This window comes from Sinorhizobium saheli (assembly GCF_001651875.1).
Classification (GTDB): Bacteria; Pseudomonadota; Alphaproteobacteria; order Rhizobiales; family Rhizobiaceae; genus Sinorhizobium; species Sinorhizobium saheli.
On record NZ_LNQB01000069.1, the window covers coordinates 1 to 24,991 of the forward strand.

The 24,991-nt window shown below is 65.5% G+C and carries 24 protein-coding genes; 16 read left to right on the forward strand and 8 right to left on the reverse strand.

Features of this window, described 5'->3' with window-relative positions; all coding sequences use genetic code 11:
* Positions 1-154: 154 nt before the first annotated feature.
* Positions 155-1,990 carry a translation elongation factor 4 gene (gene lepA / locus ATB98_RS09995; RefSeq protein WP_066872822.1) on the reverse strand — a complete coding sequence of 612 codons (1,836 nt, stop codon included), beginning with the start codon at positions 1,988-1,990 and terminating at the stop codon, positions 155-157.
* 72 nt (positions 1,991-2,062) lie between these two features.
* The gene (locus tag ATB98_RS10000; protein ID WP_066872825.1) at positions 2,063-3,304 is read right to left on the reverse strand and encodes an MFS transporter; all 1,242 of its coding nucleotides are present in this window, start codon (positions 3,302-3,304) and stop codon (positions 2,063-2,065) included.
* A 195-nt stretch (positions 3,305-3,499) separates the two neighbouring features.
* Here ATB98_RS10000 and ATB98_RS10005 point away from each other — a divergent pair, with 195 nt between their 5' ends.
* The 3 genes from ATB98_RS10005 (at position 3,500) to ATB98_RS10015 (ending at position 5,879) form a co-directional block, all read left to right on the forward strand.
* Positions 3,500-4,078, forward strand: coding sequence for a helix-turn-helix domain-containing protein (locus ATB98_RS10005; protein ID WP_066872828.1), 579 nt, complete (start codon positions 3,500-3,502; stop codon positions 4,076-4,078).
* 1 nt (position 4,079) lies between these two features.
* Positions 4,080-4,607, forward strand: a complete 528-nt coding sequence (locus tag ATB98_RS10010) for a GNAT family N-acetyltransferase (protein ID WP_066872831.1) — start codon at positions 4,080-4,082, stop codon at positions 4,605-4,607.
* Positions 4,608-4,853: 246 nt separating this feature from the next.
* Positions 4,854-5,879 carry a histone deacetylase family protein gene (locus ATB98_RS10015; protein WP_066873163.1) on the forward strand — a complete coding sequence of 342 codons (1,026 nt, stop codon included), beginning with the start codon at positions 4,854-4,856 and terminating at the stop codon, positions 5,877-5,879.
* Between the two features lie 46 nt (positions 5,880-5,925).
* Here the strand turns inward: ATB98_RS10015 and ATB98_RS10020 are convergent, their stop codons facing one another.
* Positions 5,926-6,564 (reverse strand): exopolysaccharide biosynthesis protein, encoded by a 639-nt coding sequence (locus ATB98_RS10020; RefSeq protein ID WP_066872834.1) that lies wholly within the window; start codon positions 6,562-6,564, stop codon positions 5,926-5,928.
* Between the two features lie 245 nt (positions 6,565-6,809).
* On the opposite strand from ATB98_RS10020, the gene ATB98_RS10025 reads away from it, so the two are divergent.
* Complete coding sequence (locus ATB98_RS10025) at positions 6,810-7,475, forward strand: OmpA family protein (protein ID WP_066873166.1); 666 nt, start codon at positions 6,810-6,812, stop codon at positions 7,473-7,475.
* A gap of 196 nt (positions 7,476-7,671) precedes the next feature.
* On the opposite strand, the gene ATB98_RS10030 is transcribed toward ATB98_RS10025, so the two are convergent.
* Positions 7,672-8,724: a lysine-2,3-aminomutase-like protein gene (locus ATB98_RS10030; RefSeq protein WP_066872836.1), complete on the reverse strand. Its 1,053-nt coding sequence runs from the start codon at positions 8,722-8,724 to the stop codon at positions 7,672-7,674.
* Positions 8,721-9,773, reverse strand: a complete 1,053-nt coding sequence (gene epmA / locus ATB98_RS10035) for an EF-P lysine aminoacylase EpmA (RefSeq protein ID WP_066872840.1) — start codon at positions 9,771-9,773, stop codon at positions 8,721-8,723. Before epmA ends, ATB98_RS10030 begins: the two co-directional genes overlap by 4 nt.
* Before the next feature lie 160 nt (positions 9,774-9,933).
* On the opposite strand from epmA, the gene efp reads away from it, so the two are divergent.
* The 3 genes from efp to mbfA all read left to right on the forward strand — a co-directional run bounded on the left by efp (position 9,934) and on the right by mbfA (position 13,440).
* Positions 9,934-10,503: an elongation factor P gene (efp, locus tag ATB98_RS10040; RefSeq protein ID WP_066872843.1), complete on the forward strand. Its 570-nt coding sequence runs from the start codon at positions 9,934-9,936 to the stop codon at positions 10,501-10,503.
* 482 nt (positions 10,504-10,985) lie between these two features.
* Positions 10,986-12,227 carry an SAM-dependent methyltransferase gene (locus tag ATB98_RS10045; RefSeq protein ID WP_066872846.1) on the forward strand — a complete coding sequence of 414 codons (1,242 nt, stop codon included), beginning with the start codon at positions 10,986-10,988 and terminating at the stop codon, positions 12,225-12,227.
* 229 nt (positions 12,228-12,456) lie between these two features.
* Positions 12,457-13,440, forward strand: a complete 984-nt coding sequence (gene mbfA / locus ATB98_RS10050) for an iron exporter MbfA (RefSeq protein WP_066872848.1) — start codon at positions 12,457-12,459, stop codon at positions 13,438-13,440.
* A 59-nt stretch (positions 13,441-13,499) separates the two neighbouring features.
* Here the strand turns inward: mbfA and ATB98_RS10055 are convergent, their stop codons facing one another.
* Together ATB98_RS10055 and ATB98_RS10060 are read right to left on the reverse strand one after the other, a co-directional pair.
* Positions 13,500-14,120: a transglutaminase-like cysteine peptidase gene (locus tag ATB98_RS10055; RefSeq protein ID WP_066872852.1), complete on the reverse strand. Its 621-nt coding sequence runs from the start codon at positions 14,118-14,120 to the stop codon at positions 13,500-13,502.
* A 288-nt stretch (positions 14,121-14,408) separates the two neighbouring features.
* Positions 14,409-15,215, reverse strand: a complete 807-nt coding sequence (locus ATB98_RS10060) for an alpha/beta hydrolase (RefSeq protein WP_066872858.1) — start codon at positions 15,213-15,215, stop codon at positions 14,409-14,411.
* A gap of 214 nt (positions 15,216-15,429) precedes the next feature.
* Here ATB98_RS10060 and infC point away from each other — a divergent pair, with 214 nt between their 5' ends.
* From infC to pheT, 9 genes are all read left to right on the forward strand, one after another.
* On the forward strand, positions 15,430-15,966 hold the full coding sequence (infC, locus tag ATB98_RS10065) for a translation initiation factor IF-3 (RefSeq protein WP_084435409.1): 537 nt from the start codon (positions 15,430-15,432) through the stop codon (positions 15,964-15,966).
* 205 nt (positions 15,967-16,171) lie between these two features.
* Positions 16,172-16,933 (forward strand): hypothetical protein, encoded by a 762-nt coding sequence (locus ATB98_RS30440; RefSeq protein ID WP_066872864.1) that lies wholly within the window; start codon positions 16,172-16,174, stop codon positions 16,931-16,933.
* A 353-nt stretch (positions 16,934-17,286) separates the two neighbouring features.
* The gene (locus ATB98_RS10075) at positions 17,287-17,688 is read left to right on the forward strand and encodes a PepSY domain-containing protein (RefSeq protein WP_234781899.1); all 402 of its coding nucleotides are present in this window, start codon (positions 17,287-17,289) and stop codon (positions 17,686-17,688) included.
* Between the two features lie 7 nt (positions 17,689-17,695).
* Positions 17,696-18,361 (forward strand): response regulator transcription factor, encoded by a 666-nt coding sequence (locus ATB98_RS10080; RefSeq protein WP_066872870.1) that lies wholly within the window; start codon positions 17,696-17,698, stop codon positions 18,359-18,361.
* A complete protein-coding gene (locus ATB98_RS10085; RefSeq protein WP_066872873.1) occupies positions 18,358-19,725 on the forward strand; it encodes a sensor histidine kinase in 1,368 nt (455 codons plus the stop codon). Before ATB98_RS10080 ends, ATB98_RS10085 begins: the two co-directional genes overlap by 4 nt.
* 164 nt (positions 19,726-19,889) lie before the next feature.
* On the forward strand, positions 19,890-20,093 hold the full coding sequence (rpmI, locus tag ATB98_RS10090; RefSeq protein ID WP_012710090.1) for a 50S ribosomal protein L35: 204 nt from the start codon (positions 19,890-19,892) through the stop codon (positions 20,091-20,093).
* A 38-nt stretch (positions 20,094-20,131) separates the two neighbouring features.
* Positions 20,132-20,536, forward strand: coding sequence for a 50S ribosomal protein L20 (gene rplT, locus ATB98_RS10095; protein WP_026613580.1), 405 nt, complete (start codon positions 20,132-20,134; stop codon positions 20,534-20,536).
* Positions 20,537-20,690: 154 nt separating this feature from the next.
* Positions 20,691-21,773 (forward strand): phenylalanine--tRNA ligase subunit alpha, encoded by a 1,083-nt coding sequence (pheS, locus tag ATB98_RS10100; protein WP_066872876.1) that lies wholly within the window; start codon positions 20,691-20,693, stop codon positions 21,771-21,773.
* Between the two features lie 35 nt (positions 21,774-21,808).
* The gene (gene pheT, locus ATB98_RS10105) at positions 21,809-24,235 is read left to right on the forward strand and encodes a phenylalanine--tRNA ligase subunit beta (protein WP_066872879.1); all 2,427 of its coding nucleotides are present in this window, start codon (positions 21,809-21,811) and stop codon (positions 24,233-24,235) included.
* A 368-nt stretch (positions 24,236-24,603) separates the two neighbouring features.
* Here the strand turns inward: pheT and ATB98_RS10110 are convergent, their stop codons facing one another.
* Complete coding sequence (locus ATB98_RS10110; protein WP_066872882.1) at positions 24,604-24,963, reverse strand: nuclear transport factor 2 family protein; 360 nt, start codon at positions 24,961-24,963, stop codon at positions 24,604-24,606.
* Positions 24,964-24,991: the final 28 nt, after the last annotated feature.

Genomic DNA, 24,991 nt, shown 5'->3' on the forward strand with positions numbered 1-24,991 from the left:
AAACTGCTAGAAACTACCTCGCCGTCGTCACTATCGCAGCCATCGTCTTGTGGATCAGATAATTGTCCACACGACCTAGAGGACTTCGTCAAACGCCAGCGTAAGCGCCTACAGAAAGGTTCTGTCATCTGAGGGAGCGTTTGCTGGCGCCACATCACTCCTCGCCCATCTTCAGCGCGGCGATGAACGCTTCCTGCGGGATTTCCACCTTGCCGAACTGGCGCATGCGCTTCTTGCCTTCCTTCTGCTTTTCCAGAAGCTTGCGCTTGCGGGTGGCGTCGCCGCCGTAGCACTTTGCCGTCACGTCCTTACGCAGCGCCCGGACCGTCTCGCGGGCGATGATGCGGCCGCCGATCGCGGCCTGGATGGGGATCTGGAACATGTGCTGCGGGATCAGGTCCTTCAGCTTCTCGCACATGGCGCGGCCGCGCTTTTCCGCCGCCGAGCGGTGGACGAGCATCGACAGCGCGTCGACGGGCTCGGCATTGACGAGGATCGACATCTTGACGAGGTCGCTCTCGCGGTAGTCCGCGAGGTGATAGTCGAAGGAAGCGTAGCCCTTGGAGATCGATTTCAGCCGGTCGTAGAAATCGAACACCACTTCGTTGAGCGGCAGGTCGTAGGTCAGCATCGCCCGGTTGCCCACATAGGTGAGCTCGGTCTGGATGCCGCGCCGGTCCTGGCAGAGCTTCAGGATGCCGCCGAGATATTCGTCGGGCGTCATGATCGTTGCCTTGATCCAGGGCTCGCGGAACTCGGCGATCTTGACGACATCGGGCATGTCGGCCGGGTTGTGCAGTTCCTTCTCGGTGCCGTCGGTCATGGTGAGCTGATAGACGACCGAGGGAGCGGTGGCGATCAGGTCGAGGTCGAATTCGCGCGACAGCCGTTCCTGGATGATTTCCAGATGCAGGAGCCCGAGGAAGCCGCAGCGGAAGCCGAAGCCGAGCGCGGCGGAGGATTCCATCTCGAAGGAGAACGACGCGTCGTTGAGGCGGAGCTTGCCCATGGCGCTGCGCAGTTCCTCGAAGTCGGCGGCATCGACCGGGAAGAGGCCGCAGAACACCACCGGCTGCGCCGGCTTGAAGCCGGGCAGCGCCTCCGCCGTCGGCCGCTTGTCGTCGGTGATCGTGTCGCCGACGCGGGTGTCGGCCACTTCCTTGATCGAGGCGGTGATGAAGCCGATCTCGCCGGGACCGAGCGAATCCATCGCCACCATCTTCGGGGTGAGCACGCCGACGCGCTCGATCGTGTATTTGGCGCCGGTTCCCATCATGCGGATGGTCTGGCCCTTGGTCAGCACCCCGTCGATGATGCGCACCAGCACCATGACGCCGAGATAGGTGTCGTACCAGCTGTCGACGAGCAGCGCCTTCAGGGGCGCCTTGTCGCCGCCCGGACTCTTCGGCGCCGGCAGCTTGTGGACGATCGCCTCGAGCACATCCGGAATGCCGAGGCCGGTCTTCGCCGAGATCAGCACCGCATCCGACGCGTCGATGCCGATCACCTCCTCGATCTGCTCCTTGATGCGGTCGGGCTCGGCCGCCGGCAGGTCGATCTTGTTGAGGACGGTGACGAGCTCGTGATTGTTGTCGATCGCCTGGTAGACATTGGCGAGCGTCTGGGCCTCGACGCCCTGGCTGGCGTCGACGACGAGCAGCGAGCCCTCGCAGGCCGACAGCGAGCGCGAGACCTCGTAGGCGAAGTCGACGTGGCCGGGCGTGTCGATGAGGTTCAAGACATAGGTGTCGCCGTCATTGGCCTTGTAGTGCAGGCGCACCGTCTGGGCCTTGATGGTGATGCCGCGCTCGCGCTCGATATCCATGCTGTCCAGCACCTGCTCGGACATCTCGCGCTCGGCAAGGCCGCCGGTTAGCTGGATCAGCCGGTCGGCCAGCGTCGACTTGCCGTGGTCGATATGGGCCACGATCGAGAAATTGCGGATATGCGACAGGGGCGTCTTGGAAGATGGTGTGCTCATGGGGCGCATATAGCAGCGTGATCAGGCGGCGCAAAGCGGGAAATGAAGGCTTCGTTCACTATAAATCCGGGCGCGGCGCGGCTATTCGGCGCGCGCTTCGGTCTCGGCAAGTGCGGCCGCATTCGGCACCTGCGCGCTCCTGAATTCGAAATTCTCGCAAAGCTCCGGCGGCACCCGTTCGCGCGAGCGCAGGCGCATCGCCACGAAGAGCGCGTAGAGGAGCGCCACCGCCATCGTCGCATGGATGAAGGTTCGCTGCCCGAGGGCCGGCGTCAGGACGGTCACCAGCATCGGCACCAGCGTGGCCGCCGCCGACCAGGCGATCAGCATCGTGCTCGCGAGCGGCACGAAATCGGCCGGGTCGGTGCGGTCGTTGGCATGCGCGTTGGCGATCGAATAGACCGTCTCGACCGCCCCGGCGAAGATCGCGAAGACCAGCATCAGCAGGAACAGGTTGTCGAAGGAAACGACCAGCGCCGCGAGCCCGGCGCCGAGGGTGAGGAGACAGGTGACGATGAGCACGATCCGCCGGTCGGTGCGGTCGGAGAGGGCGCCCATCGGATATTGGATGAAGAGCAGGCCGAACTGCATGAAGAACATCAGCGCCGCCACGTCCTCCTGGCTAACCTCATTGGCCGCGGCATAGATGGGGGTGAAGCCCTGAACCAGCATCGAAAGGCCGCCGGATGCGAGCACGCCGACGAAGGCGACCGGGGAAGCCCGCCAGACCATCGGAATGTCGATGCTGACCTTGGCGGGAGCGGGCGGCGTCGGCAGCCGCGTCAGCCCGATCGGCAGGATGGCGATCGTCGTGAAGAAGACGGTGATGATCGGCGCAAGATTGCCCTCGGCCGGGATCCGGCCGAAGAGCCAGGCGCCGGCGCCAAGCCCGATGACATAGGCCATGTAGAAGAGGGACATCGCCCGGCCGCGCCAGTGGTTGTCGCTGGCATGGTTCAGCCAGCTCTGGGTGATGATGAAATTCATGTTGGCGGCGACGCCGTAGAGACCACGCGCGAGAACCCAGATGAGCGGATGGACGCCGAGGCTGATCGCCAGCGCCGCCAGGATGACGAGCGCCATCGAGCAGGAAAAGGCCCGGGCGTGCCCGACACGACGGATGAGCGTGCCGCCGATCAGGCAGCCGATGAGCCCGCCAAAGGCGATCGCGGTGACGGCGGCACCCGGAACCCAGTCGGGCGCGGCCGAGCGCGTCAGCACGAAAGGCACATAGGCGAGCATCATGCCGTTGCCGATCGCAACGGCCGTCATCGAAAGAACGATGCTTGCGATCGACATGAGCGACGACGGCGATCTGTCCATGGGCCTGTCCTTCCGCAACGATTTTCGATAAGTCAGAACTAAAGTATTGAAGGAGAAGAACTTTCTGAAGCAGGCTGGCTTGCGACGATAGCGCAACGCGGCTCGTCGCGTTGTCGCCAAAGCGGCATCGGCAAAATTTATCTGTCGCGCGCAGATCGGCTTGACTCCACTATATGAGAAATGCAATCTCAAATAATGGAACAATCGATCGCCTCCCTCGAACATACGATCGGCAACCGCGTGCGCGAACTGCGGACGGGGCAGGCCCTGACGCTTGACGACCTGGCGACGCGCTCCGGCGTCAGCCGCGCCATGATCTCGCGGATCGAGCGTGGCGAGGCGAGCCCGACGGCGCAGCTTCTGGCACGGCTCTGCAGTGCGCTCGGCACGACGCTGTCGGCGCTCTTCGCTTCCGGGACGGAGGATGCTTCGCCTCTTTCGCGCCGGGCGGAGCAGCGGCTCTGGCGCGATCCGGAAAGCGGCTATCTGCGCCGCTCGGTGTCGCCCGAGGGCGTCGGCTCGCCGGTCGATATCGTCGAGGTCGAGTTTCCGCCGGGCGCCCGCGTCGTCTTCGAGCGCCAGGCGATGGACCGCGGCATCACGCAGCATCTCTGGCTCTTCTCCGGCCGGCTGGAACTGACGATGGAAGGCGGTCGCCACGTGCTGGAAGCCGGCGACTGCCTCTTCATGGGGCTGGAACAGGCCCACATCTTTCACAATCCCTATGACGAAGCGGCGCATTACGCCGTCATCCTCTGCCGTAGCAAGGTGTAACATGCCCGACGTGACCATCCGCGCGCTCACCGAAGAAGAAACCCGCGCTTGTCTGCCGGCGCTCGCCGAGATTCTCTCCGATTGCGTCGAGGGCGGCGCGTCGGTGGGGTTCATGCAGCCTTTTCCGCCGCCGGCCGCCCTGCCATTCTGGGAAGCGGTCGCCGCCGCGGTTGGCCGCGACGAAACCGTCCTGATCGTCGCCGAGGCCGACGGTCGGCTCGTCGGCACGGTGCAGCTCGGCATCGGCACGATGCCCAACCAGCCGCACCGCGCCGACCTCAAGAAGCTGCTCGTGCACCGCGAGGCCCGCGGTCTCGGTCTGTCGCGCCGGCTGATGGAGCGGGCAGAGGCCGAAGCGATGAAACGCGGCCGAAGGGTGCTGGTGCTCGACACGGCAACCGGCGAGCCGGCGGAGGCAATCTACGAACGTTTCGGCTGGCTGCGCGCCGGCGTGGTCCCCGATTACGCGCTGATGCCGGACGGCCGCTATTGCGCGACGACGTTCTTCTACAAGCATCTTGCGGGTTGAGATATTTGCCCCTCTCCCCGGTTTTAACCAAGGGTTTGATCCGAAAACCAACCCTCTCTCTGACGGAAAGAGGGGACTGAGGCGCCGCCGCGAGTGCCCTTCGCCCCGCCTGCGGACCGCCTGCGGGGAGAAGGTGGCCGGCAGGCCGGATGAGGGGGAATTGCCGGATTCCGTTTCGCCGAATAGCTCAGTAAGGTGGTTCGCGAAGGCCCCCGATGGGCTCCATGATTCAACAGGACAACAATGATGCGTGTTTTCTATTCCGAGGACCACAGGCTCAGGGACGCCAGGACCGAGCTGCATGGCGGCGAACTGGTTCCGCCCTTCGAGGCGCCGTTCCGGGCCGAGTGGATCCTCGCCGCCGTCGAGGACGCCGGTTTCTCCGACGTGGTCGCGCCCGAGCGGCACGGCATGGAGACGGCGCTGAAGCTGCATTCGGCGGACTACCTCGAGTTCCTCGAGACCGCCTGGGCGCGCTGGGTGGCCGATGGCTACCGCGGCGAGGCGATTCCCGCCTGCTTCCCGGCGCGGCGCATGCGCCAGCATCCGCCGAAGGACATCGACGGCGCGCTCGGCTACTATGCCTTTGCCGCCGAAACGGCGATCACCGAGGGCACATACGCGGCCGCCCGCGCGGCGATGGATTGCGCGATTTCCGCCGCCGACCATGTCGCCCGCGGCCATTCCGCCGCCTTCGCGCTCTGCCGCCCGCCCGGCCATCACGCCGCGATCGACCTCTTCGGCGGCTACTCCTTCATCAACAATGCCGCCTGCGCGGCGCAACGCCTGCGCGACCTCGGTGCGGCGAAGGTCGCCGTGCTCGACGTCGATTTCCACCACGGCAACGGCACCCAGGACATTTTCTACGAGCGCGGCGACGTCTTTTTCGCCTCGCTGCACGGCGATCCCGTCGACGCCTTTCCGCATTTCCTCGGCTTCGCCGACGAGGAGGGGGCGGGCGAGGGGCTCGGCGCCACCAAAAACTATCCGCTGCCGCGCGGCACGACCTTCGAGACCTGGAGCGCGGCCATGGACGACGCGCTTCGGCGCATCGCCGCTTTCGGCGCCGAGGCGCTCGTCCTTTCGCTCGGCGTCGATACCTTCGAGCGCGATCCGATCAGCTTCTTCAAGCTCAAATCGGAAGACTACCTGCGCATGGGCGACCGCCTGAACAAGACGGGCCTGCCGGTCGTCGTCTGCATGGAGGGCGGCTACGGCGTCCCGGAAATAGGCCTGAACGTCGCCAACGTGCTGAGGGGCATTGCCGGGTGATTTTGTCGTCTTGGCGGGAAGGCGGGCCCCCCGGCATGGATAGACTCTACGACACGAAGAAATGCGAGAGCCCCTGGCCGGCGGCGAAGGCCGCATAGGCGAGCACGGCGAAATAGATGGTGGTGGCGATGAGGAAGAGATAGCCGCCGGCCACCATCAGCCCGTCACGCTGGATAATGCCGAGCGACAAAAGCAGGATGGCGATGCCGGGAAGCGTGTTCGACAGCGGGATCAGCCCGAGCGGAAACATCAGCAGCACGCCGCCGGCCATGATCATCAGCCCGTTGAAGCGGTTCATGACGATGCCATGCGTCAGGAAATGCAGCCGCGGCCGCACGTAGCGGTCGAGCTTGGAGACGAGGGCCGCCCCTTTCTCGAGCGTCGGCACGAGTTTTTCCGTCTCGATCTGCCGGTCGAGGATGCGCCGCGGCAGCCAGGGCAGCCGGTTGAGGGTGATCGCGAGCGAGATGAGGATGATGGCTGCGCCGAAAACCGTGCTGACGCCCGGAATTGAAACGGGGATCAGGAAGGGCAGCGTCAAGAGCGCGCAGAGGAGCAGGAAGCCGTGCTCGCCGATCTCCGTCATCAGCTCGCGCAGCGTGATCGTATTGCCCCGGATCGAAGCGATCATGCCGGTCAGCGTGTCGCTGAGGCTGCGTTCCGTATCGCCGAACTCGACCGCCATATGTTCCCTCTCATTTCAATTCGACCAGCAGCGACGCGCGATCGCAGAGCCCACCATAGCGTGCGCCTATGAAGCTTCGGTTAGCGGGCGCTCTGGTCAGCAATGTGGCGGCGCCGGCGCAAAGGCTGGGCTTGCGAAGCGCCCACCTGCCGCGGTCGCTTGTGGAAAGCGCCGCACCCCTTCATCTTCCTGCCGCAATCGATAGTATGTAGCGACTTTGAGCACCAATGGGGACCATTGATTCGATGATCAAGAAATGCGCCATCCTGGCTGTTGCCGCCGTCTACCTTTCCGGATGCACGACCACCGATCCCTATACGGGAGAACAGAAGATGTCGAACACGGCCGGCGGCGCGCTGATCGGCGCGGGTCTCGGCGCCGCGACCGGCCTTCTGGTCGGCGGCAGTTCCGCGGGACGGCGTGACGCCGCACTCGTCGGTGCGGCCATCGGCGGCCTCGGCGGCGGCCTGATCGGCAACTACATGGACCAGCAGGAGGCGGAACTGCGCGCCCAGCTGCAGGGCACCGGCGTCTCGGTGACGCGTGCGGGCGACCGCATCATCCTCAACATGCCGTCGAACATCACCTTCGCGACCGATCGCGACCAGGTGATCCCGGACTTCTATCCGACGCTCGATTCGGTCGCGATCGTGCTGCGCAAGTTCAACAAGACGCTGATCGACGTCGACGGCCACACCGACTCGACCGGCAGCGCCTCCTACAACCAGGGCCTCTCCGAGCGCCGCGCCGCTTCGGTCGCCAACTATCTCGGCAGCCGCGGCATCGACCAGCGGCGCATCTCGACCATGGGCTACGGCATGGAGCGCCCGGTCGCGTCGAACGCCACCGAGGCCGGCCGCTCCCAGAACCGCCGCGTCGAAATCTCGATCGCGCCGATCAGGCAGGGCTGAGAGCTTTCCTAGATTTCGCAAAGGGCCGCGCGGTTTTCCGGCGCGGCCTTTTTTTGAGGCGGCCCCTCATCCGCCTGCCGGCACCTTCTCCCCATCTTGATGGGGAGAAGGGACAAGTGGCGCGTTCCCGCGAGTCTCTTTCGCCCCGCTTTGCGGGGAGAAGGTGGCCGGCAGGCCGGATGAGGGGCATGCGACATCAGCTCTTCGGCGGATAGGCGTGCTCGTTTCCGCGAAAGTCGCTGACCGTGTAGCAACCGCCCCCTTCCGCCTCGATGGCGCTCGCGCTGATGACGGCCTTGCCGTGACCGCCGGGGATGTCGAGGACGTAGGTCGGCTGGCAGAGGCCGGAGACGCGGCCGCGCAGGGAGGCGACGAGCGCCTGGCCTTCCTCGATCGTCAGGCGGAAATGACCCGTGCCGGGGGCGAGATCCGGATGGTGCAGGTAATAGGGCTTGATGCGGGTTTCGACGAAGGCGCGCATCAGTTCGGCGAGCACCTCGGCATCGTCGTTGACGCCCCTGAGCAGCACCGATTGGCTGACCATGACGATGCCCGCGTCGATCAGCCGGGCGCAGGCGGCGCGCGCCTCGGCAGAGAGTTCGCGGGGATGGTTGGCGTGGAGCGCCACATAGGTTGCCTTGCCGCTCGCCTTCAACGCCGCGATGAGCGCCGCATCGATCCGCTCCGGCTCGACGACCGGCACGCGCGTGTGGAAGCGGACGACCTTGACGTGGCCGATGGCGCTCAGGCGTTCCATGATCTCGGTGAGCCGCCGGGGCGAGAGCACGAGCGGATCGCCGCCGGTGAGGATCACCTCCCAGATTTCGGGCTGCCCTTCGATATAGGCGATCGCCGCATCGAGTTCCGCCGCCGTCAGCGTGCCGAGGCCCTCGGGCCCCACCATTTCGCGGCGGAAGCAGAAGCGGCAATAGACCGGGCAGACATGCACGGCCTTCAGCAGAACGCGGTCCGGATAGCGGTGGACAATGCCCGTGACGGGGCTGTGGGCGCCGTCGCCGATCGGGTCGGCGCGCTCCTCCGGCGTCAGGGTCAGCTCCGCCGCGTCGGGCAGGAACTGCCTGGCGATCGGGTCGTTCAGATCGCTGCGGTCGATCACCTTGGCGATCGCCGGGCTCACGGCGACCGCATAGCGCGACGCCACGCGGGAGACCGCCTCCGCCGCGGCGGCATCGACGAGGCCGGCCTCGACGAGCTCGTGCGCCGTCCTGAGGGTGCGGTTCACGGTCATCCCCTCGGCTCCGCCACCGGCGCCCAGAGGACTTGCTCGATGCGCGAGGCGCCGGTCGCGAGCATCGCCAGCCGGTCGAAGCCGAGCGCTATGCCGCTGGCCTCGGGCATGACGGCGAGGGCGGCGAGGAAATCCTCGTCGAGCGGGTAGGTCTCGCCATAGACCCGCGCCTTTTCTGCCATCTCGAGCTCGAAACGGCGGCGCTGCTCGCCCGCGTCCGTCAGCTCGCCGAAGGCATTGGCGAGTTCGACGCCGCAGGCATAGAGCTCGAAACGCTCCGCGACGCGGCGATCGCCTTGCGCCGGTCGCGCAAGCGCGGCCTCGGCGACCGGATATTCGTCGAGGATCGTGGCGCGCCCGAGGCCGAGATTGGGCTCGACCTTTTCGACGAGCACGCGGCTGAAGAGGTCCGCCCAGGTGTCGTCGCCGGCGACCCGCAAGCCCGCTTGGTGCATCGCCGCCGCGAGGGTGTCGCGGTCGGTAGAGCCATCCTTGGCGATCGAGGCGAGCAGGTCGATGCCGGCGAAGCGGTCAAAGGCGTCGGCCACGGAGAGCCGTTCCGGCGCGAGGAAAGGATCGACCTCCCGGCCCTGGTGGGAAAAACGCCGCGTGCCCGTCGTCTCGGCCGCGAGCGCGAGGATTTCGGCTGAGTCGCACATCAGCGTCTCGTAGCGCTCCCCGGCGCGATACCATTCCAGCATGGTGAACTCCGGATGATGCAGCGGCCCGCGCTCGCGGTTGCGATAGACGTGGGCGAAGCAGGCGATGCGCCGTTCCCCGGCGGCCAGCAGTTTCTTGCAGGCGAATTCGGGCGAGGTGTGCAGATAGAGCGGCTGGACGGCGCCGTCGGGCCCGAGCGCCTGCGTTGCGAAGGCATGAAGATGCGCCTCGTTGCCGGGCGACACCTGCAGCGTCGCGGTGTCGACCTCGATGAAATCGCGCTCGCCGAAGAACCGGCGCAGGGCCTGCTGGATGCGGTTGCGCCCGATCAGGAAAGCGCGACGGTCGGCATGGACGTCGGGGGTCCACCAGGGAGATGCATGCGGCATGGTCGGTTCGATCCAAGCTTTCTTGACGCGAATGCCGGCGCAGGCTGGCTATTTGCGTGAAATTAGGGTAGTGGCGGCGCGAAAATCCGTTTTCTCGCGTCCTCGAGGGCCGATCTCCGGCCCGTTCGTGTCGCTGATACCTCTGTTACAAGGAAGACTAATGGTCAAGGTCATCGCTTCTTCGGTCCGCAAGGGCAACGTTCTCGACGTCGACGGCAGGCTCTATGTCGTGCTCACCGCCCAGAACTTCCACCCGGGCAAGGGCACGCCGGTCACGCAGATCGACATGCGCCGCATCTCCGACGGCGTGAAGGTCTCGGAGCGCTACCGCACGACCGAGCAGGTCGAGCGCGCCCATGTCGAGGACGTGAAGTTCAACTTCCTCTATGACGACGCCGAAGGCTTCCACTTCATGAATCCGGAAAGCTACGACCAGCTCGTCATGACCGGCGAGGACGTCGGCGACCAGAAGGTCTACCTGCAGGAAGGCATGGAGGTGATGCTGTCGATCCACGAAGGCGTGGCGATCGCCATCGACCTGCCGCGCCACGTCGTCCTCGAGGTCACCGAGACCGAGCCGGTGGTGAAGGGCCAGACGGCCTCCTCCTCCTACAAGCCCGCCGTCCTTTCCAACGGCGTGCGCACCGCGGTGCCGCCGCATATCCAGGCCGGCACCCGCGTCGTCATCGCGACCGAAGACGGCTCCTACGTCGAGCGCGCCAAGGACTGATGGTGCCATCAGGCGCCCGCTCAAGGCATCCGCTGATTTGCCCCTCTCCACGGGTTTAACCCGGGGACTAACCCTCTCCCCGTTTCGACGGGGAGAGGGGACTGAGGCGGCGCCGCGAGTCCCCTTCGCCCCCGCCTGCGGGGAGAAGGTCGCGGCAGCGGGATGAGGGGCAGCACTCGCTCCTCGCCCACATCTTTCTCGATAAAACGACAGGGCGGCAGGTGGGTACCTGCCGCCCTGTAATCGTTTCAGCCACTGCATCAACTGGGCGATGCAAACCTCGCGACCACGCGAAGATCTGGGATGCAATTCGCCAAGGCGATGCTGGAGCGGCATGCGCTCCCATGCATTCGCGGCACCGCCCTATCTGTTTGTTTCTGCCGCATTTGTGCAACGCCAGGTGATTCCACCTGGCTGCAAAATGCTTTACGGTGCGGCCGACCGCGCCGCGAGGGCGCTGGATGAAAGGCGAGGCACCCCACATGTTTCCATTGTCGCATATGATGAAGGCCTTCATCCGCAAGGGCACCCTGACGGTGATCGACGCCGACGGCAAGCGGCACGTCTTTTCGGGCGCACCGGGACCGAGCGTGACGATGCGGCTGACCGACAGGAAGCTCTACCGCAGCCTCGTCTTCAACGCCGAGCTCGCGGCCGGCGAGGCCTATATGGACGGCACCATGCGCTTCGAGGAGGGCTCGACGCTTCGGGATTTCCTTACCCTCTTCTCGATCAACCGGCTGTCGCTCGGCTCCTACCCGATCCAGAAGCTCATCCGCGCCGTGAAGATGCGCTTCCGCAAGCGCCAGCAGGCAAACCCGAAGGGCAAGGCGCAGCAGAACGTCGCGCACCACTACGACGTCGGCAACGATTTCTACAAGCTCTTCCTCGACGAGAACATGCTCTATTCCTGCGCCTATTTCCGCGAGCCGGACGAGACGCTGGAGGCGGCTCAGCGCAACAAGCTCAGGCTGCTCGCCGCCAAGCTCTGCCTGAAGCCCGGGATGAAAGTGCTCGACATCGGCTGCGGCTGGGGCGATCTCGCCCTCTATCTCGCCGCCCTCGAAGATGTCGAGGTCCTCGGCGTCACCCTGTCGAAGGAGCAGCAGGCGCTCGCCTCCGAGCGGGCGCGCGCCGCAGGGCTTTCCGATCGCGTGCGCTTCGAACTCAAGGACTATCGCGACGTCGAGGGGCCGTTCGACCGGATCGTCTCGGTCGGCATGTTCGAGCATGTCGGCGTCCATCACTACGACGAATTCTTCAAGAAACTGAACGCGCTGATGCCGGATGACGGGATCGCCGTGCTCCATTCGATCGGCCATATGAGCCCGCCCGGCATGGCAAGCCCGTGGCTCCGCAAATACATCTTCCCCGGCGCCTACTCGCCGGCGCTGTCGGAAGTCTTCGAGGTCGTCGAACGCAACAGCCTGTGGGTCACCGACCTCGAATTCCTGCGCGTGCATTACGCGACGACGCTGGCGCATTGGGGGGCGCGCTTCGAACAGAACCGCGACAAGGTGGTGGCGATGTATGACGAGCGCTTCGCCCGCATGTGGGAATTCTACCTGATCAGCGCCGAGATGATGTTCCGCACCGGAAGCCAGCTCGTCTTCCACATGCAGCTCTCGCGCTCGCGCGACGCGGCACCGATCGTGCGCGACTACATCACCGACCAGCAGCGCGCCTATATGGACAAGGAGAGGGCGCTCAGCCTGGTGATTTGACGCCGGCCGACTCGTAGGCTCCCCAATCACTCCCCGCAAATATCCCTCACCCTAGCCCTCTCTCCGTGAGAACGGGGCGAGGGGGCCGGGACCGTGCGGCAATTCGCTTCCCCGTCAAAACGACGTCGAAACGGGAGAAGGTCGCGGCAGCGGATGAGGGCGTTGCGGACTTGACGCCCGCCGACGAGACTTCTATTTCTTAGAATTATTCTAAAGAAGGTTCTCGCCGATGTTTTCCAGCCTTTTCTCCCGTTCAAAGCGCCCGTTCCTGTCCTTGAGCGAGCAGGAGATCCTCGCGCTCGCCATCTCCTCGGAGGAGGACGACGGGCGCATCTATCTCGCCTATGCGGATGCGCTCAGGGAAAAATATCCGCATTCGGCGCGGGTTTTCGAGGAGATGGCCGAGGAGGAGAGCCACCATCGGCAGGCGCTGATCGATCTGCATGTCGCCCGCTTCGGCGACCGTATTCCGCTGATCCGGCGCGAGCATGTGCGCGACTTTCCCGACCGCAAGCCCGACTGGCTCATCGCCGAGATGCCGATAGAAAAGGCGCGCGCGGAGGCGGAAGCGATGGAAGAGGCGGCCCATCGCTTCTATGTCGAGGCGGCGGCGCGCACGCGCGACGCGGCCACGCGGAAGCTCCTGGGCGACCTGGCGATCGCCGAGAAGGCGCATGAATCGCTTGCCCGCCGGCTCGGCGACAAGCATACGCCCGAGGACGTGCGCGATGAGGAGGACGAGACCTCGCGGCGCCAGTTCATCCTCACCTATGTGCAGCCGGGTCTCGCGGGCCTGATGGACGGCTCGGTATCGACGCTGGCGCCGATCTTCGCCGCCGCCTTCGCGACGCAGGATACCTGGCAGACCTTCCTCGTCGGCCTCTCGGCCTCCGTCGGCGCCGGCATTTCGATGGGCTTCACCGAGGCCGCCCACGACGACGGCAAGCTTTCCGGCCGCGGCTCGCCGGTCAAGCGCGGGCTTGCCTCCGGCATCATGACCGCGCTCGGCGGCCTCGGCCATGCGCTCCCCTATCTGATCCCGCATTTCTGGACGGCGACGGTGACGGCGGCGGTGATCGTCTTCTTCGAGCTCTGGGCGATCGCCTTCATCCAGAACCGCTACATGGAAACGCCCTTCCTGCGGGCTGCCTTCCAGGTCGTGCTCGGCGGCGGCCTCGTGCTTGCCGCCGGCATCGTCATCGGCAATGCGTGACGACATGAAAAAGGGCCGTCACCGGCCCTCTTTCATAAATTGCGAGAAGTTTGCGTCGATCAATTGCCGACCGAGCCGACCAGCACTTCGGCGCTGTTGTCGATGGTGACCCAGCGGCCGCTGTTGCTCGCCGATTGGCGCTTGAGGAAGCGATAGGACGTCTGCGTCCAGAGCTTCACGCCGTTGTCGAGATTGTCGAGGATGAAGTCGCCCTGGGCGGTGCGGACCGTCAGCACGGCATGGCCCTCGCCGTCAGGCTTGCGCACGACCGTCATCAGCAGGTTGCTGGCGGCGAAACCCTTCCGCATCAGGCGCTTGCGCTTTTCCAGCGCGAAATCCTCGCAATCGCCCTGCGCGTTCGGATAGGACCAGACCTCGTCCCGGCCATGGAGCACGATGTCGGTCACCGGTGCGATCTCGCGGTTGACGGCGGCGTTGACCTGACGGATCGCGGCCCAGCCGCTCGCGGTGACGCGCGGTGCCACGGTCCTCTTCGACCGGACGCCGCATTCGCCCCTGTGCTTCTGACAGAACTCGTAATGCCCGATCGGCTGCGATGTCGCCGCCCCTGTCTGCATCCAGGGAGAAGCTCCCGCCTGTGCGGGAATGGCTGCATTCGTTGAGATGAAAAACGCGCAAAGTACCGCGAAACTTGCCTTAACCCCGGTCCAAGATGCCATACAGATCCCCTGTAACGCGACCGCATCCGAATCCCGTAACGGAACGGTCAGCGCAATCCAAAGTTGCCGTCAGCTTTTGTAGGATTTTTCCCCTGCGCTGCTCTAATCGTTAATAAAAAGTTAATATAGTCGGCTCGCAGGAGTCAATCGCCTGATTCGGACTAGTCCGTCTTATGGTTAAGGAGTGCGGCGGAAGGACGCAGAAATCCCGGCAGCGCAACGGCTTGGCCTATGCCCTGTGGATTAGTTTCGTCGATTTTGCTTAGTCCACCTGGGCTAGGCGCGGGCTCAGGCCTTCGTGAGCATGGCGTCGATGGCCCGTTTCAATTTGGTGATGTCCTCCTCGCGGGACAACCGGTGGTCGCCATCGCGGATGAGGGTCATGACGACGTCGTCCGCCGGCATGTGTTCCATCAGCCTGAGCGCGTGGGTGTAGGGGACGTCCGGATCCAGCATCCCCTGGAGGATATGGACCGGGCAGCCGGTTTCGATCGGCCCCGTCATCACGAGGTTGTCGCGTCCGTCCTCGATCAGCGCGCGGGTGAAGATGTTGGGTTCAGGGCTGTATTCCGACGGCTCCTCGAAATAGCCGCGCTCGGCAAGCGAGGTCTTCTCGGCATCGGTGAGATTGGGCTCGATCAGCTCGGCGGTGAAATCCGGAGCCGGCGCGATCAGCACGAGGCCGGCGACGCGCTCGCCGTCGCCGCGGCGCCTGAGTTCCTGGATGAGGCGCAGCGCGATCCAGGCGCCCATTGAGGAGCCGATCAGGATCATGCGCCCCCGCGCGGCATGGTCGAGGACGGCGAGGCTTTCCTCGAGCCATCGCGAGATCGTGCCGTCCCTGTAGTCGCCGGCGGACGAGCCGTGGCCGGAATAGTCGAAGCGGATGCAATCCGCGCCGACGAGGCGCGCATGCGCCTCGACCTCGATCGCCTTGGTGCCGGTCATGTCGGAGCGGTATCCGCCGAGCCAGACGAGCGCGGGATGGCTCGGGACGACGCCCGCGCGGAAGATCCGCATGGCGATGCTGCGCGCCAAGGCACCCGTGCCGACTGTGATCGGCGTGATGTCGGTTTCGACCGGCGTTGCTGGCATTGGCTATCCCCTTTCGAGACCTCTCTCGGACTTCCTTCTAAAACAGATTCGTTCCGGCATCGACAGAGGGTGATTTTCCCTGCGCGCCATGCTATTGACTCTGGAGCCGCAATTCACACATTGCCGTCAGTGATTGTTTCAAGCGCTTCGTTTGAGATCGCGCTGATCGTTTGACAGAACAGCTAGTACGCAACAGCTCGAGGAGAGTACGACCATTCGCAGACCGTTCAAAGCGGACGCCCCAGTCAAGGAAGGACCGCGCGCAAACAAGGAAATCCGGGTCCCCCGGATTCAGCTCATCGATGCCGAAGGCCAGAACCTGGGCGTCGTTCCGATCGATCAGGCGCTCCGCATGGCGGACGAGGCAGGGCTCGATCTGGTGGAGATCGCACCGAACTCCGAACCGCCAGTGTGCAAGATCCTCGATCTTGGCAAGTTGAAATACGCCAACCAGAAGAAGGCGGCCGAGGCGCGCAAGAAGCAGAAGATCGTCGAGATCAAGGAAATCAAGATGCGCCCCAACATCGACACCCATGATTACGAGGTGAAGATGAAGGCCATGAACCGCTTCTTCGAAGAAGGCGACAAGGTCAAGGTGACGCTGAAGTTCCGCGGCCGTGAAATGGCCCACCAGGAACTCGGCATGAAGCTTCTGATGCAGGTGAAGGACGACACCCAGGCGATCGCCAAGGTGGAAGCCGAACCGAAGCTCGAAGGCCGCCAGATGATGATGGTGCTGGCGCCGAAGTAAGGCCGGCCTCTTGTCCTGTCGTTTTCTGCATCCATGCCATCCGGCATGGATCATGTCTTTCTGAAGCCGCCCTCGGGCGGCTTTTTTTCGTTGTGCTGCATCGTCTGCGGGCGCCTGACAGAACGCTGACAGCCGCGCTCAGCCGCTTGTCAGTTGCCCGATGCCAGTCTCTGCCCCGTTCCGAAACAAGGAAAAGGATCAAGACATGCACAGCGCATTCAAGAAAGTGCTGCTCGTTTCCACAATGGGCTTGTTCGGCGTCGTGGGAGGACCGGTAACATCCTCGTTGCTGGCGCTCGCACCGAGCCATCCCCTGGCCGCGACGGCCCTTGCGGACACCGGCACCGTCAGCAGCTTCGAAGCCGGCGCGAACGGTGGCTTCGACACGAGCAGCAGCAGCACGGCCGGCGAATCCGGCGCGAGCGGTGAATCCGGGGCTGCCAGCAGCTTCGAAGCAGGTGCGAACGGCGGCTTCGACACGGGCAGCAGCACGGGCGGCGAAGGCACCGGTAGCCTGACCGGCGGCGATGGGGGAAGTGGAACCGGCGGCCAGGATACCGGTCGCGTCGGAACCCAGGACACGGGCCGGATTGGAACGCAGGACACCGGCAAGAGCAGCGTCAGCGGCGAAGGCGGCACCGGAGGCGGTGAAGGCGGCAGCGGTGGCACCGGGGACGGTGGCTCCAGCGGCGGCACGGGCGGCGACGGCGGCGCCGGCGGCGGCGATGGCGGCAGCGGCGGTACCGGTGGTGACGGTGGTTCCAGCGGTGGCACCGGCGGCGGCGGCGGCGATGGCGGCAGCGGTGGTGCCGGTGGTGACGGTGGTTCCGGCGGTGACGGCGGTTCCGGCGGTGGCACCGGCGGTGATGGCGGCGCCGGCGGCGGCGAAGGTGGCGGCGCTGGCGCCGGTGGCGGCGACACTGGCGCGGGCGGTGGACTGGAAGGGGGAACTTCGACCGGAAACTAACCCGATCCGAAGTTCGCACTGACCGCGGCGATGGCGATGCCGTCGCCGCGGTCCTCCTGCAGCGCCTGGCGTCCTCTCAGACGCATAAAGGGCGCTGCAGCCTTTGAATTGCTGCAGGTTCCTGTCCTCAACGGGGGTCGATGACGCGGCCTGCAGCAGTCAAGATCCGTCCCTCTCGCATCGTTTCTGCTGCGAGAGGGACGTCCGTTTCAGAAAAAATCGACACTCCACCCGTGTTTCCGTCACTTTTCTGGCGGATGCTGCGACCACTGAAATTTGAGGGGGTAATGAGACACCGTAGCTGTCCGGAGCGCGCCGCAGGTCATCGTTCCGCGTCGCCCATGCGGCGGAGATTGGCCGCATTCCTTTGCTGGTCGTTCGCGTCCTGTTTCGTGCCGCTGTCCGCAAGCGGTGCCTTGGCCGACAGCGGCAAGGGCGGCAAGAACGGGTCGGATCCCGCCGGCAATAGCGGCAATACCGGCACCGGCGGCGACGTTCGCAGCCCGCCGGGCCGCGACGGCGGCAGCAACCGGGAAACGCACGAAGATGCGCGAGAAGCCGTCGCCCAGGGAAAGATCCTGCCGCTCAGCAAGCTGCTCGCCCTCATCGATCGTGATCTCTACGGCATGGTCATCGCGGTCGATCTGGTGCGGCTCGGGGGGAGCGACGTCTATCGGCTGAAGACGCGCGACGGCGCAGGCGTCATCCGCGACTTGAGGGTCGATGCGCGCACCGGCAGGTTCGTGAAATTCTGAGGGAGAAATGCGCATACTTCTTGCAGAGGACGACCTCAACATCGCCGGTCACGTCCGGGGGAAGCTCGAGGCCGAAGGCTACGCGGTCGACACGCTTGCGCACGGCCCGGACATCTGGGAGCGCGGCGAGGACGGCGGCTATGCGGCGATCATCCTCGACCTCGGTCTTCCCGGCCTCGACGGATTGTCGATCCTGAAGCGCTGGCGCCAGGACGGCGTGGAGACGCCCGTCATGGTGCTCACCGCCCGCGGCTCATGGATGGAACGGGTCGACGGCTTCGAAGCCGGCGCCGACGACTACATTCCGAAGCCGTTTCGCGCCGAGGAACTGCTGGCGCGGCTGAAGGCGCTCTTGCGGCGCGCCGGCCCGCGTTTTCAGATCATCAAGTCGGCAGGCCGCTTCACGCTTGACGAGGCGACCCGCCGGGTCACCTTCGACGGCGAGGCGCTCGACCTCAGCCCGCTCGAATTCCGGATGGTCGCCTATTTCATCGAACGCAAGGGGGAGGTGCTGACCCCGCTCGAGCTGGCAAGCCATGTCCAGGGACGCGATGACGATTCGGCCAAGAACGCGGTGGAGGCGATGATCGCCCGGTTGCGCCGCAAGACCGAGAGCGGCGCCATCGAGACGCGACGCGGCTTCGGCTACCTGCTGCCGGACGACCCTTCATGATGCGGTCGCTGCGGCTGCGGCTGGCGGTCGGAGCGGTGATCGCCATCGGCCTCGTGCTGCTTGTGGCGTGGCTTTCCCTGACGCGGCTCTTCACCGACTATGTGGTCGAGCGGTACCGCAGCGAGATGACGACGATCGTCGACACGCTCGCCGCCGAACTGACGCTGAAAGACGGCAAGCTGTCGCTTGCGCGCGAGCCGGCCGATCCGCGTTTCGACCTGCCGAACGGCGGCCGCTACTGGCAGGTCTCACCGCTCACCGGCGACAGCCTGCGGTCGCGGTCGCTCTGGGACGTGGCGATCGACCCCGATGCCCCGGTCGGTTCGCGCTATGAGGGCTTTTCCGTCAGCGCGGGCCCGGATGGACGCCCGATGCTGGTGCACAGCCAGACCCTGTCGCTCGGCGAAAGCGCCCCGGCCGTTCGCTTCGTCGCTTCAGCGGCCTTTCCGCAACGGGAACTCGACGAAGCGCTGCGCGATTTCCAGGCGCCGCTGCGGCTGATGTTGCTTGCGACGGCCGGGGTGCTCGCTGCCGCCGCCTTTCTCCAGAACGCCATCGGGCTTGCGCCGCTCCGCCGCCTCCGGGAGCGGGCCGCGTCGGTGCGCGCCGGCCGCGACCGGGATTTCGGAACCTACGGCCCGAGCGAGGTGCAGCCGCTGGTGAGCGAGATCAATCTCCTGCTGAAGGAGCGCGAAATGGCGGTCGAGCGCGCCCGCGCCCGCGCCAGCGATCTTGCCCACGGCCTCAAGACGCCGCTGACGGTGCTGGCGCAGCTTGCCGAGCGGCTTCCGGCGGAGGATCGCGGCCTGGCGCTCAGGCAGGTCGAGCTTGTCCGCCAGCGGGCGGACCGGCAGCTGCAGGCGGCCCGCATGGGCGTCGAGCGGATGGCGACGACCTCGGTCATGGGCCTTGGCGGCAAGCTCGTCAGCGTCCTTCGCCCCGTCACCGCCGAGCGCGATGTCGCCTGGAAGATAGCGATCGACAACGCGCTTTCGCTCGATGTCGACCCGGCCGACCTTGCCGAGTGCCTCGGCAACCTGCTCGACAACGCCGCGAAATGGGCGCGTTCGTTCATCCGCTTCTCGGCCCGCCGGGACCAGGGCGCCATCACCATCCTGATCGAGGACGACGGGCCGGGCATTGCCGAACAGGACCGCGGGCCGATCCTCAAGCGCGGCGCGCGGCTCGACACGACCGACGACCGGGAGCCAGAAGGCACGGGGCTGGGCCTCGCGATCAGCGCCGACATCGCCGACGCCTACGGCGCCACGTTGACCCTCGAACGGTCGGATCTCGGCGGGCTGAGGGTGCGGCTGACTTTTCCGGTAAGGGTCGAGCGGCGTCCGCTGCGCGATCCAGCCTGACGCCGCGGCCCGGCCGTTTCGCCACGAGCGGCTTGCGCTTTTGCGGGACATCGGCTACAAGCCCCCGTCCGAACGGTCCGGCAGGGCATGCCGTGGCCGTTCTTAACGCTGGAAAACGGCCTTCGTCAGCCGGTTTCGCATATCAAGAACAATGGAGTAGCAAAATGCCCAAGATGAAGACGAAGTCGTCTGCCAAGAAGCGGTTCAAAGTAACCGCGACCGGCAAGGTGCGGGCTGCCGCTGCCGGCAAGCGCCACGGCATGATCAAGCGTACCAACAAGTTCATTCGCGACGCGCGCGGAACCATGGTTCTCGCCGAGCCTGATGGCAAGAAGGTCGTCAAGAACTACCTGCCGAACGGTCTCTGAGACTTCAGGCATATTGGACACGTTAAGGAGATCATGACATGGCACGTGTAAAACGCGGCGTAACCGCCCACGCCAAGCACAAGAAGACGCTGAAGGCCGCCAAGGGTTTCTACGGCCGCCGCAAGAACACCATCCGCGCCGCCAAGGCAGCGGTGGACCGTTCCAAGCAGTACGCATACCGCGACCGCAAGGTCAACAAGCGCAACTTCCGCGCCCTCTGGATCCAGCGCATCAACGCTGCCGTCCGCGAGCACGGCCTGACCTACGGCCGCTTCATCGACGGTCTGAACAAGGCCGGCATCGAGATCGACCGCAAGGTCCTGTCCGACATGGCGATCCATGAGACGGCTGCATTCACGGCGCTCGTCGAAGCCGCCAAGAAGGCGCTCGCCTATCTCAAGGAAGCCGGCACGGCAAACGAGTTTGAAAGCGCTGTCCGTTAAGCCAGCGTTTTCCCAAGACCGTTTCTGAAATTGTTGGGAAACCCGCGCTGGCAGGGCTGGCGCGGGTTTTTCTTATTCGGCCGATCGCCGGCGATCCCATCGCTGAAGTGTCGAGCCGCTACACCGAACCATTCCCGCATCGAGGCAGGACAGAATGAGCGAACTGGAAACATTGGAACGGAGCTTGCTGGCGGAAATCGATGCCGCCGCCGACGAGGGGGCGATCGAGGCGGTCCGCGTCGGGGCGCTCGGCAAGAAGGGCTCGATCTCGGAACTCCTGAAGACGCTCGGCACGATGACGCCGGAGGAGCGTCAGACCCGCGGCGCCCGCATCAACGCGCTGAAGAACACGGTGACCGAGGCGATCGCCGCCCGCAAGCTCGCGCTCAAGGATGCGGCGATCGCCGAGCGGCTGGCGCGCGAGACGGTGGATATCAGCCTTCCCGTCCGCTCGTCGCCCGCCGAGCGCGGCCGCATCCATCCGATCAGCCAGATCGTCGACGAGATCACCGCGATCTTCGGCGACATGGGCTTCTCGATCGCCGAAGGGCCGGACATCGAGACGGACTACTACAATTTCACGGCGCTGAACTTCCCGGAGGGCCATCCGGCCCGCGAGATGCACGACACCTTCTTCTTCGAGCCCGACGAAAACGGCGAGCGCAAGGTGCTGCGCACCCACACCTCGCCGGTGCAGATCCGCACGATGGAGGCTGAGAAGCCGCCGATCCGCATCATCATTCCGGGCAAGACCTATCGCCAGGATTCGGACGCCACCCATTCGCCGATGTTCCACCAGGTCGAGGGCCTGGTGATCGACAGGACGGCCAACATCGCCAACATGCGCTGGGTGCTCGAGGAATTCTGCAAGGCCTTCTTCGAGGTGGATCAGGTGACGATGCGCTTTCGCCCGTCCTTCTTCCCCTTCACCGAGCCCTCCTTCGAGGTCGATATCCAGTGCGACCGCTCCGGCCCGATCGTCAAGTTCGGCGAGGGCAGGGACTGGATGGAGATCCTCGGCTGCGGCATGGTCCATCCGAACGTGCTGCGCGCCGGCGGCCTCGATCCGGACGAGTACCAGGGCTTCGCCTGGGGCATGGGCCTCGACCGCATCGCCATGCTGAAATACGGCATGCCGGACCTGCGCGACTTCTTCAATGCCGATGTCCGCTGGATGACCCATTACGGCTTCCGCCCGCTCGACATGCCGACGCTGTTCGGCGGTCTTTCGGCCTGATCTTGGCGCAGACACATTAGGACACAGGTGACATCATGAAGTTCACGCTTTCCTGGCTGAAGGACCATCTGGATACCGAGGCCTCGCTCGAGGAAATCTGCGCCCGCCTGACGATGATCGGGCTCGAGGTCGAGGAGGTCGACGACAAGGCGGCCTTCAAGCCCTTCGTCATCGCCCGGGTGATTTCCGCCGAGCAGCACCCGAATGCCGACAAGCTCAAGGTGCTCAAGGTCGATACCGGCTCCGGCGAGCCGGTGCAGGTCGTCTGCGGCGCGCCGAACGCGCGCAAGGGGCTCGTCGGCGCCTTTGCCGCCCCCGGCACCTATGTGCCCGGCATCGACGTGACCCTTTCCGTCGGCAACATTCGCGGCGTCGAGAGCCGCGGCATGATGTGCTCGGAAAAGGAGCTCGAGATCTCCGACGACCACACCGGCATCATCGACTTGCCCGAGGATGCGCCCGTCGGCACGAGCTATGCCGCCTATGCCGGCCTCGACGATCCGGTCATCGAGATCAACCTGACGCCGAACCGGCCGGACTGCACCAGCGTCCACGGCATTGCCCGCGACCTCGCCGCTTCCGGCCTCGGTACCTTGAAGACGCGGCCGGCGCCGTCGTTCCCGGTCGAAGGCGAGACGCCGGTCAAGGTCCGCCTCGACCTCGGCGAGGACAGGCACCTCTGCCCCGGCTTCGCGCTCCGTCTCGTGCGCGGCGTCCGGAACGGCCGGAGCCCGGCCTGGATGCGCCAGCGGCTGACGGCGATCGGGCTTCGCCCGATCAACGCGCTGGTCGACATCACCAATTATCTCACCTTCGACCAGGGCCGCCCGCTGCACGTCTTCGACGCGGCCAAGGTCACCGGCAACCTCACGGTGCGCCGCGCGAAGGAAGGCGAGAAGGTGCTGGCGCTCGATACGCGCGAATACACGCTTTCGCCGGCCAACGTGGTCATCGCCGACGAGGACGGCGTCGAATCGATCGGCGGCATCATGGGCGGCGAGCATTCCGGCTGCGACGAGGCGACGACCGACGTGCTGATCGAATCGGCGCTCTGGGACCCGATGAACATCGCCAAGACCGGCCGCAGCCTCGGGATCATCACCGATGCGCGCTATCGCTTCGAGCGCGGCGTCGATCCGGAATACATGGTTGCGGGCATCGAACGGGCAACGGAACTGGTGCTCGAGCTCTGCGGCGGCACCGCGGCGAAGCTCGATGTCGTCGGCTATGAGGGCCACGCGCCGAAGGTCGTCGATTTCCCGGTCTCGGAGGTCAAGCGCCTGACCGGCCTCGAGGTCTCCTCCGAGGAGAGCGTCTCGATCCTCGAAAAACTCGGCTTCGCCGTCGAGGGCTCCGGCGAACGCGTGAAGGTGACCGTGCCCTCCTGGCGGCCGGATGTCGACGGCAAGGCCGACCTCGTCGAGGAGGTCATGCGCATCCACGGCGTCGACAACATCGTCGCCGCGCCGCTTGCGAGCCACAATGCCGTCAACGGCAAGATCCTGACGACGCTGCAGATCCGCACCCGCCAGGCCAGGCGCGCGCTCGCCAGCCGCGGCATGCTCGAGGCCGTCACCTGGTCCTTCATCTCGGCGGAGCAGGCGAAGCTCTTCGGCGGCGGCCAGCCGTCGCTGAAGCTTGCCAACCCGATCGCCGCCGACATGTCCGACATGCGCCCCTCGCTGCTGCCGGGGCTCTTGAGCGCCGCCCAGCGCAATGCCGACAAGGGTTATGGCGACGTGGCGATCTTCGAGGTTTCCGGCACCTATGAGGGCGATACGCCCGAGGCGCAGCGCCGTGTCGCCGGCGGTATCCGCCGCGGCACCGCATCGCTCAACGGCGCCGGCCGTCTCTGGTCGAATGCCGCCAAGGGCGGCGGCAAGCCGGTCGACGTCTTCGACGCCAAGGCTGACGCGATCGCCGTGCTTGAGGCCTGCGGCCTGCCGATGGGGAACGTCCAGTTCGAGGCCGGCGGCCCCGCCTGGTATCACCCGGGCCGCTCCGGCACGATCAAGCTTGGCCCGAAGATCGTGCTCGGCACCTTCGGCGAGTTCCATCCGAAGACGCTCGACGCCCTCGATGTCTCCGGTCCGCTTTGCGGCTTCGAGATCTATCTCGACGCCATGCCGGAGCCAAAGAAGAAGACGACGCGCACCAAGCCGGCGCTGGAGCTTTCGCCCTTCCAGGCGGTCAAGCGCGACTTTGCCTTCGTCGTCGAAAAGACGGTGGAAGCGGCCGCCATCGTCCGCGCCGCCTCGGGCGCCGACCGCAAGCTGGTGACGGCTGTCAACGTCTTCGATGTCTTCGAGGGCGCGTCGCTCGGCGAGGGCAAGAAGTCGGTTGCGATCGAGGTGACGATCCAGCCGGTCGAGCGTACGCTGACCGACGAGGATTTCGAGGCGCTGACCTCGCGCATCGTCGCCAACGTGGCGAAGAGCACCGGCGGCACGCTTCGCGCCTGATCGCAGATCGCCGCTGAGGAAAACCCCTCCCCATCCCCCCCTTGCGGGCCTTGTGGGGACGGGTTGGAGGGTGATCTCGGCCGCTGCCGACGCCGGCTCTCGATCGGCTGGCTGCATCAGTTCGATCCGGTTTGCCGAACGGATCGTTGACATGCCTTCGGATGAATCCCGTGAGCGGCTCCGCTGGACCGACCGGCCTTCCGCGGCGTCTGCCGCTCATCCGGCCTGCCGGCCACCCTTCTCCCCACAGGCGGGGCGAAGGGGCAAGCGGCGGCGCCTCAGTCCCCTCTCCCCGTCAGAACGGGGAGAGGGTTAGGGTGAAGGGCAAGCTGCTGTTCGTCCAAGTGGCTGCATCAGTTCGATCCGGCCTATCCATGCCGATGCCAGACCTTGTTGATGATCAGCCAGCGTCCGTCGATCTTCAGAAGCGAAAGATAGTCCGAGTAGCGTGCGCCGGCGAATTCATCGACCACCTTGACGCTCGCCGTGTCGTCGGTGACGTGAATCATCTCCACCTCCATCAGCGGCTGCGTTCCGGGCGGCGCCGGTCCTTCGGCGACGACGGCGGCGATGAAGGCGTCGCGGGTCAGCCACTCGACGGCGCCTTCCGAATTGCCGACGATCGATGCGCTCGGGTGAAAGGCCTTGCGCAGCGCCCCCTCGTTGGCAAAGGCCATGCCGTCGACATAGAGATGGACAACGGATCTGATCGCCTGCTCTTCGGACATTTCCGATCCTCCGTTTTCTGCCCCCTCA

What these genes read in the sequence shown, in the direction of transcription:
- ATB98_RS10005 (WP_066872828.1), top strand. Translation starts at nt 3,500, where the DNA reads ATGGAACAATCGATCGCCTCCCTCGAACATACGATCGGCAACCGCGTG.
- ATB98_RS10060 (WP_066872858.1), bottom strand. Translation starts at nt 15,215, where the DNA reads ATGCCAGCAACGCCGGTCGAAACCGACATCACGCCGATCACAGTCGGC.
- ATB98_RS10025 (WP_066873166.1), top strand. Translation starts at nt 6,810, where the DNA reads ATGATCAAGAAATGCGCCATCCTGGCTGTTGCCGCCGTCTACCTTTCC.
- ATB98_RS10045 (WP_066872846.1), top strand. Translation starts at nt 10,986, where the DNA reads ATGTTTCCATTGTCGCATATGATGAAGGCCTTCATCCGCAAGGGCACC.
- ATB98_RS10015 (WP_066873163.1), top strand. Translation starts at nt 4,854, where the DNA reads ATGCGTGTTTTCTATTCCGAGGACCACAGGCTCAGGGACGCCAGGACC.
- pheT (WP_066872879.1), top strand. Translation starts at nt 21,809, where the DNA reads ATGAAGTTCACGCTTTCCTGGCTGAAGGACCATCTGGATACCGAGGCC.
- lepA (WP_066872822.1), bottom strand. Translation starts at nt 1,990, where the DNA reads ATGCGCCCCATGAGCACACCATCTTCCAAGACGCCCCTGTCGCATATC.
- epmA (WP_066872840.1), bottom strand. Translation starts at nt 9,773, where the DNA reads ATGCCGCATGCATCTCCCTGGTGGACCCCCGACGTCCATGCCGACCGT.
- mbfA (WP_066872848.1), top strand. Translation starts at nt 12,457, where the DNA reads ATGTTTTCCAGCCTTTTCTCCCGTTCAAAGCGCCCGTTCCTGTCCTTG.
- pheS (WP_066872876.1), top strand. Translation starts at nt 20,691, where the DNA reads ATGAGCGAACTGGAAACATTGGAACGGAGCTTGCTGGCGGAAATCGAT.
- rpmI (WP_012710090.1), top strand. Translation starts at nt 19,890, where the DNA reads ATGCCCAAGATGAAGACGAAGTCGTCTGCCAAGAAGCGGTTCAAAGTA.
- ATB98_RS10085 (WP_066872873.1), top strand. Translation starts at nt 18,358, where the DNA reads ATGATGCGGTCGCTGCGGCTGCGGCTGGCGGTCGGAGCGGTGATCGCC.
- ATB98_RS10010 (WP_066872831.1), top strand. Translation starts at nt 4,080, where the DNA reads ATGCCCGACGTGACCATCCGCGCGCTCACCGAAGAAGAAACCCGCGCT.
- ATB98_RS10080 (WP_066872870.1), top strand. Translation starts at nt 17,696, where the DNA reads ATGCGCATACTTCTTGCAGAGGACGACCTCAACATCGCCGGTCACGTC.
- ATB98_RS10030 (WP_066872836.1), bottom strand. Translation starts at nt 8,724, where the DNA reads ATGACCGTGAACCGCACCCTCAGGACGGCGCACGAGCTCGTCGAGGCC.
- ATB98_RS10110 (WP_066872882.1), bottom strand. Translation starts at nt 24,963, where the DNA reads ATGTCCGAAGAGCAGGCGATCAGATCCGTTGTCCATCTCTATGTCGAC.
- ATB98_RS10000 (WP_066872825.1), bottom strand. Translation starts at nt 3,304, where the DNA reads ATGGACAGATCGCCGTCGTCGCTCATGTCGATCGCAAGCATCGTTCTT.
- ATB98_RS10020 (WP_066872834.1), bottom strand. Translation starts at nt 6,564, where the DNA reads ATGGCGGTCGAGTTCGGCGATACGGAACGCAGCCTCAGCGACACGCTG.
- ATB98_RS10055 (WP_066872852.1), bottom strand. Translation starts at nt 14,120, where the DNA reads ATGGCATCTTGGACCGGGGTTAAGGCAAGTTTCGCGGTACTTTGCGCG.
- ATB98_RS30440 (WP_066872864.1), top strand. Translation starts at nt 16,172, where the DNA reads ATGCACAGCGCATTCAAGAAAGTGCTGCTCGTTTCCACAATGGGCTTG.
- rplT (WP_026613580.1), top strand. Translation starts at nt 20,132, where the DNA reads ATGGCACGTGTAAAACGCGGCGTAACCGCCCACGCCAAGCACAAGAAG.
- efp (WP_066872843.1), top strand. Translation starts at nt 9,934, where the DNA reads ATGGTCAAGGTCATCGCTTCTTCGGTCCGCAAGGGCAACGTTCTCGAC.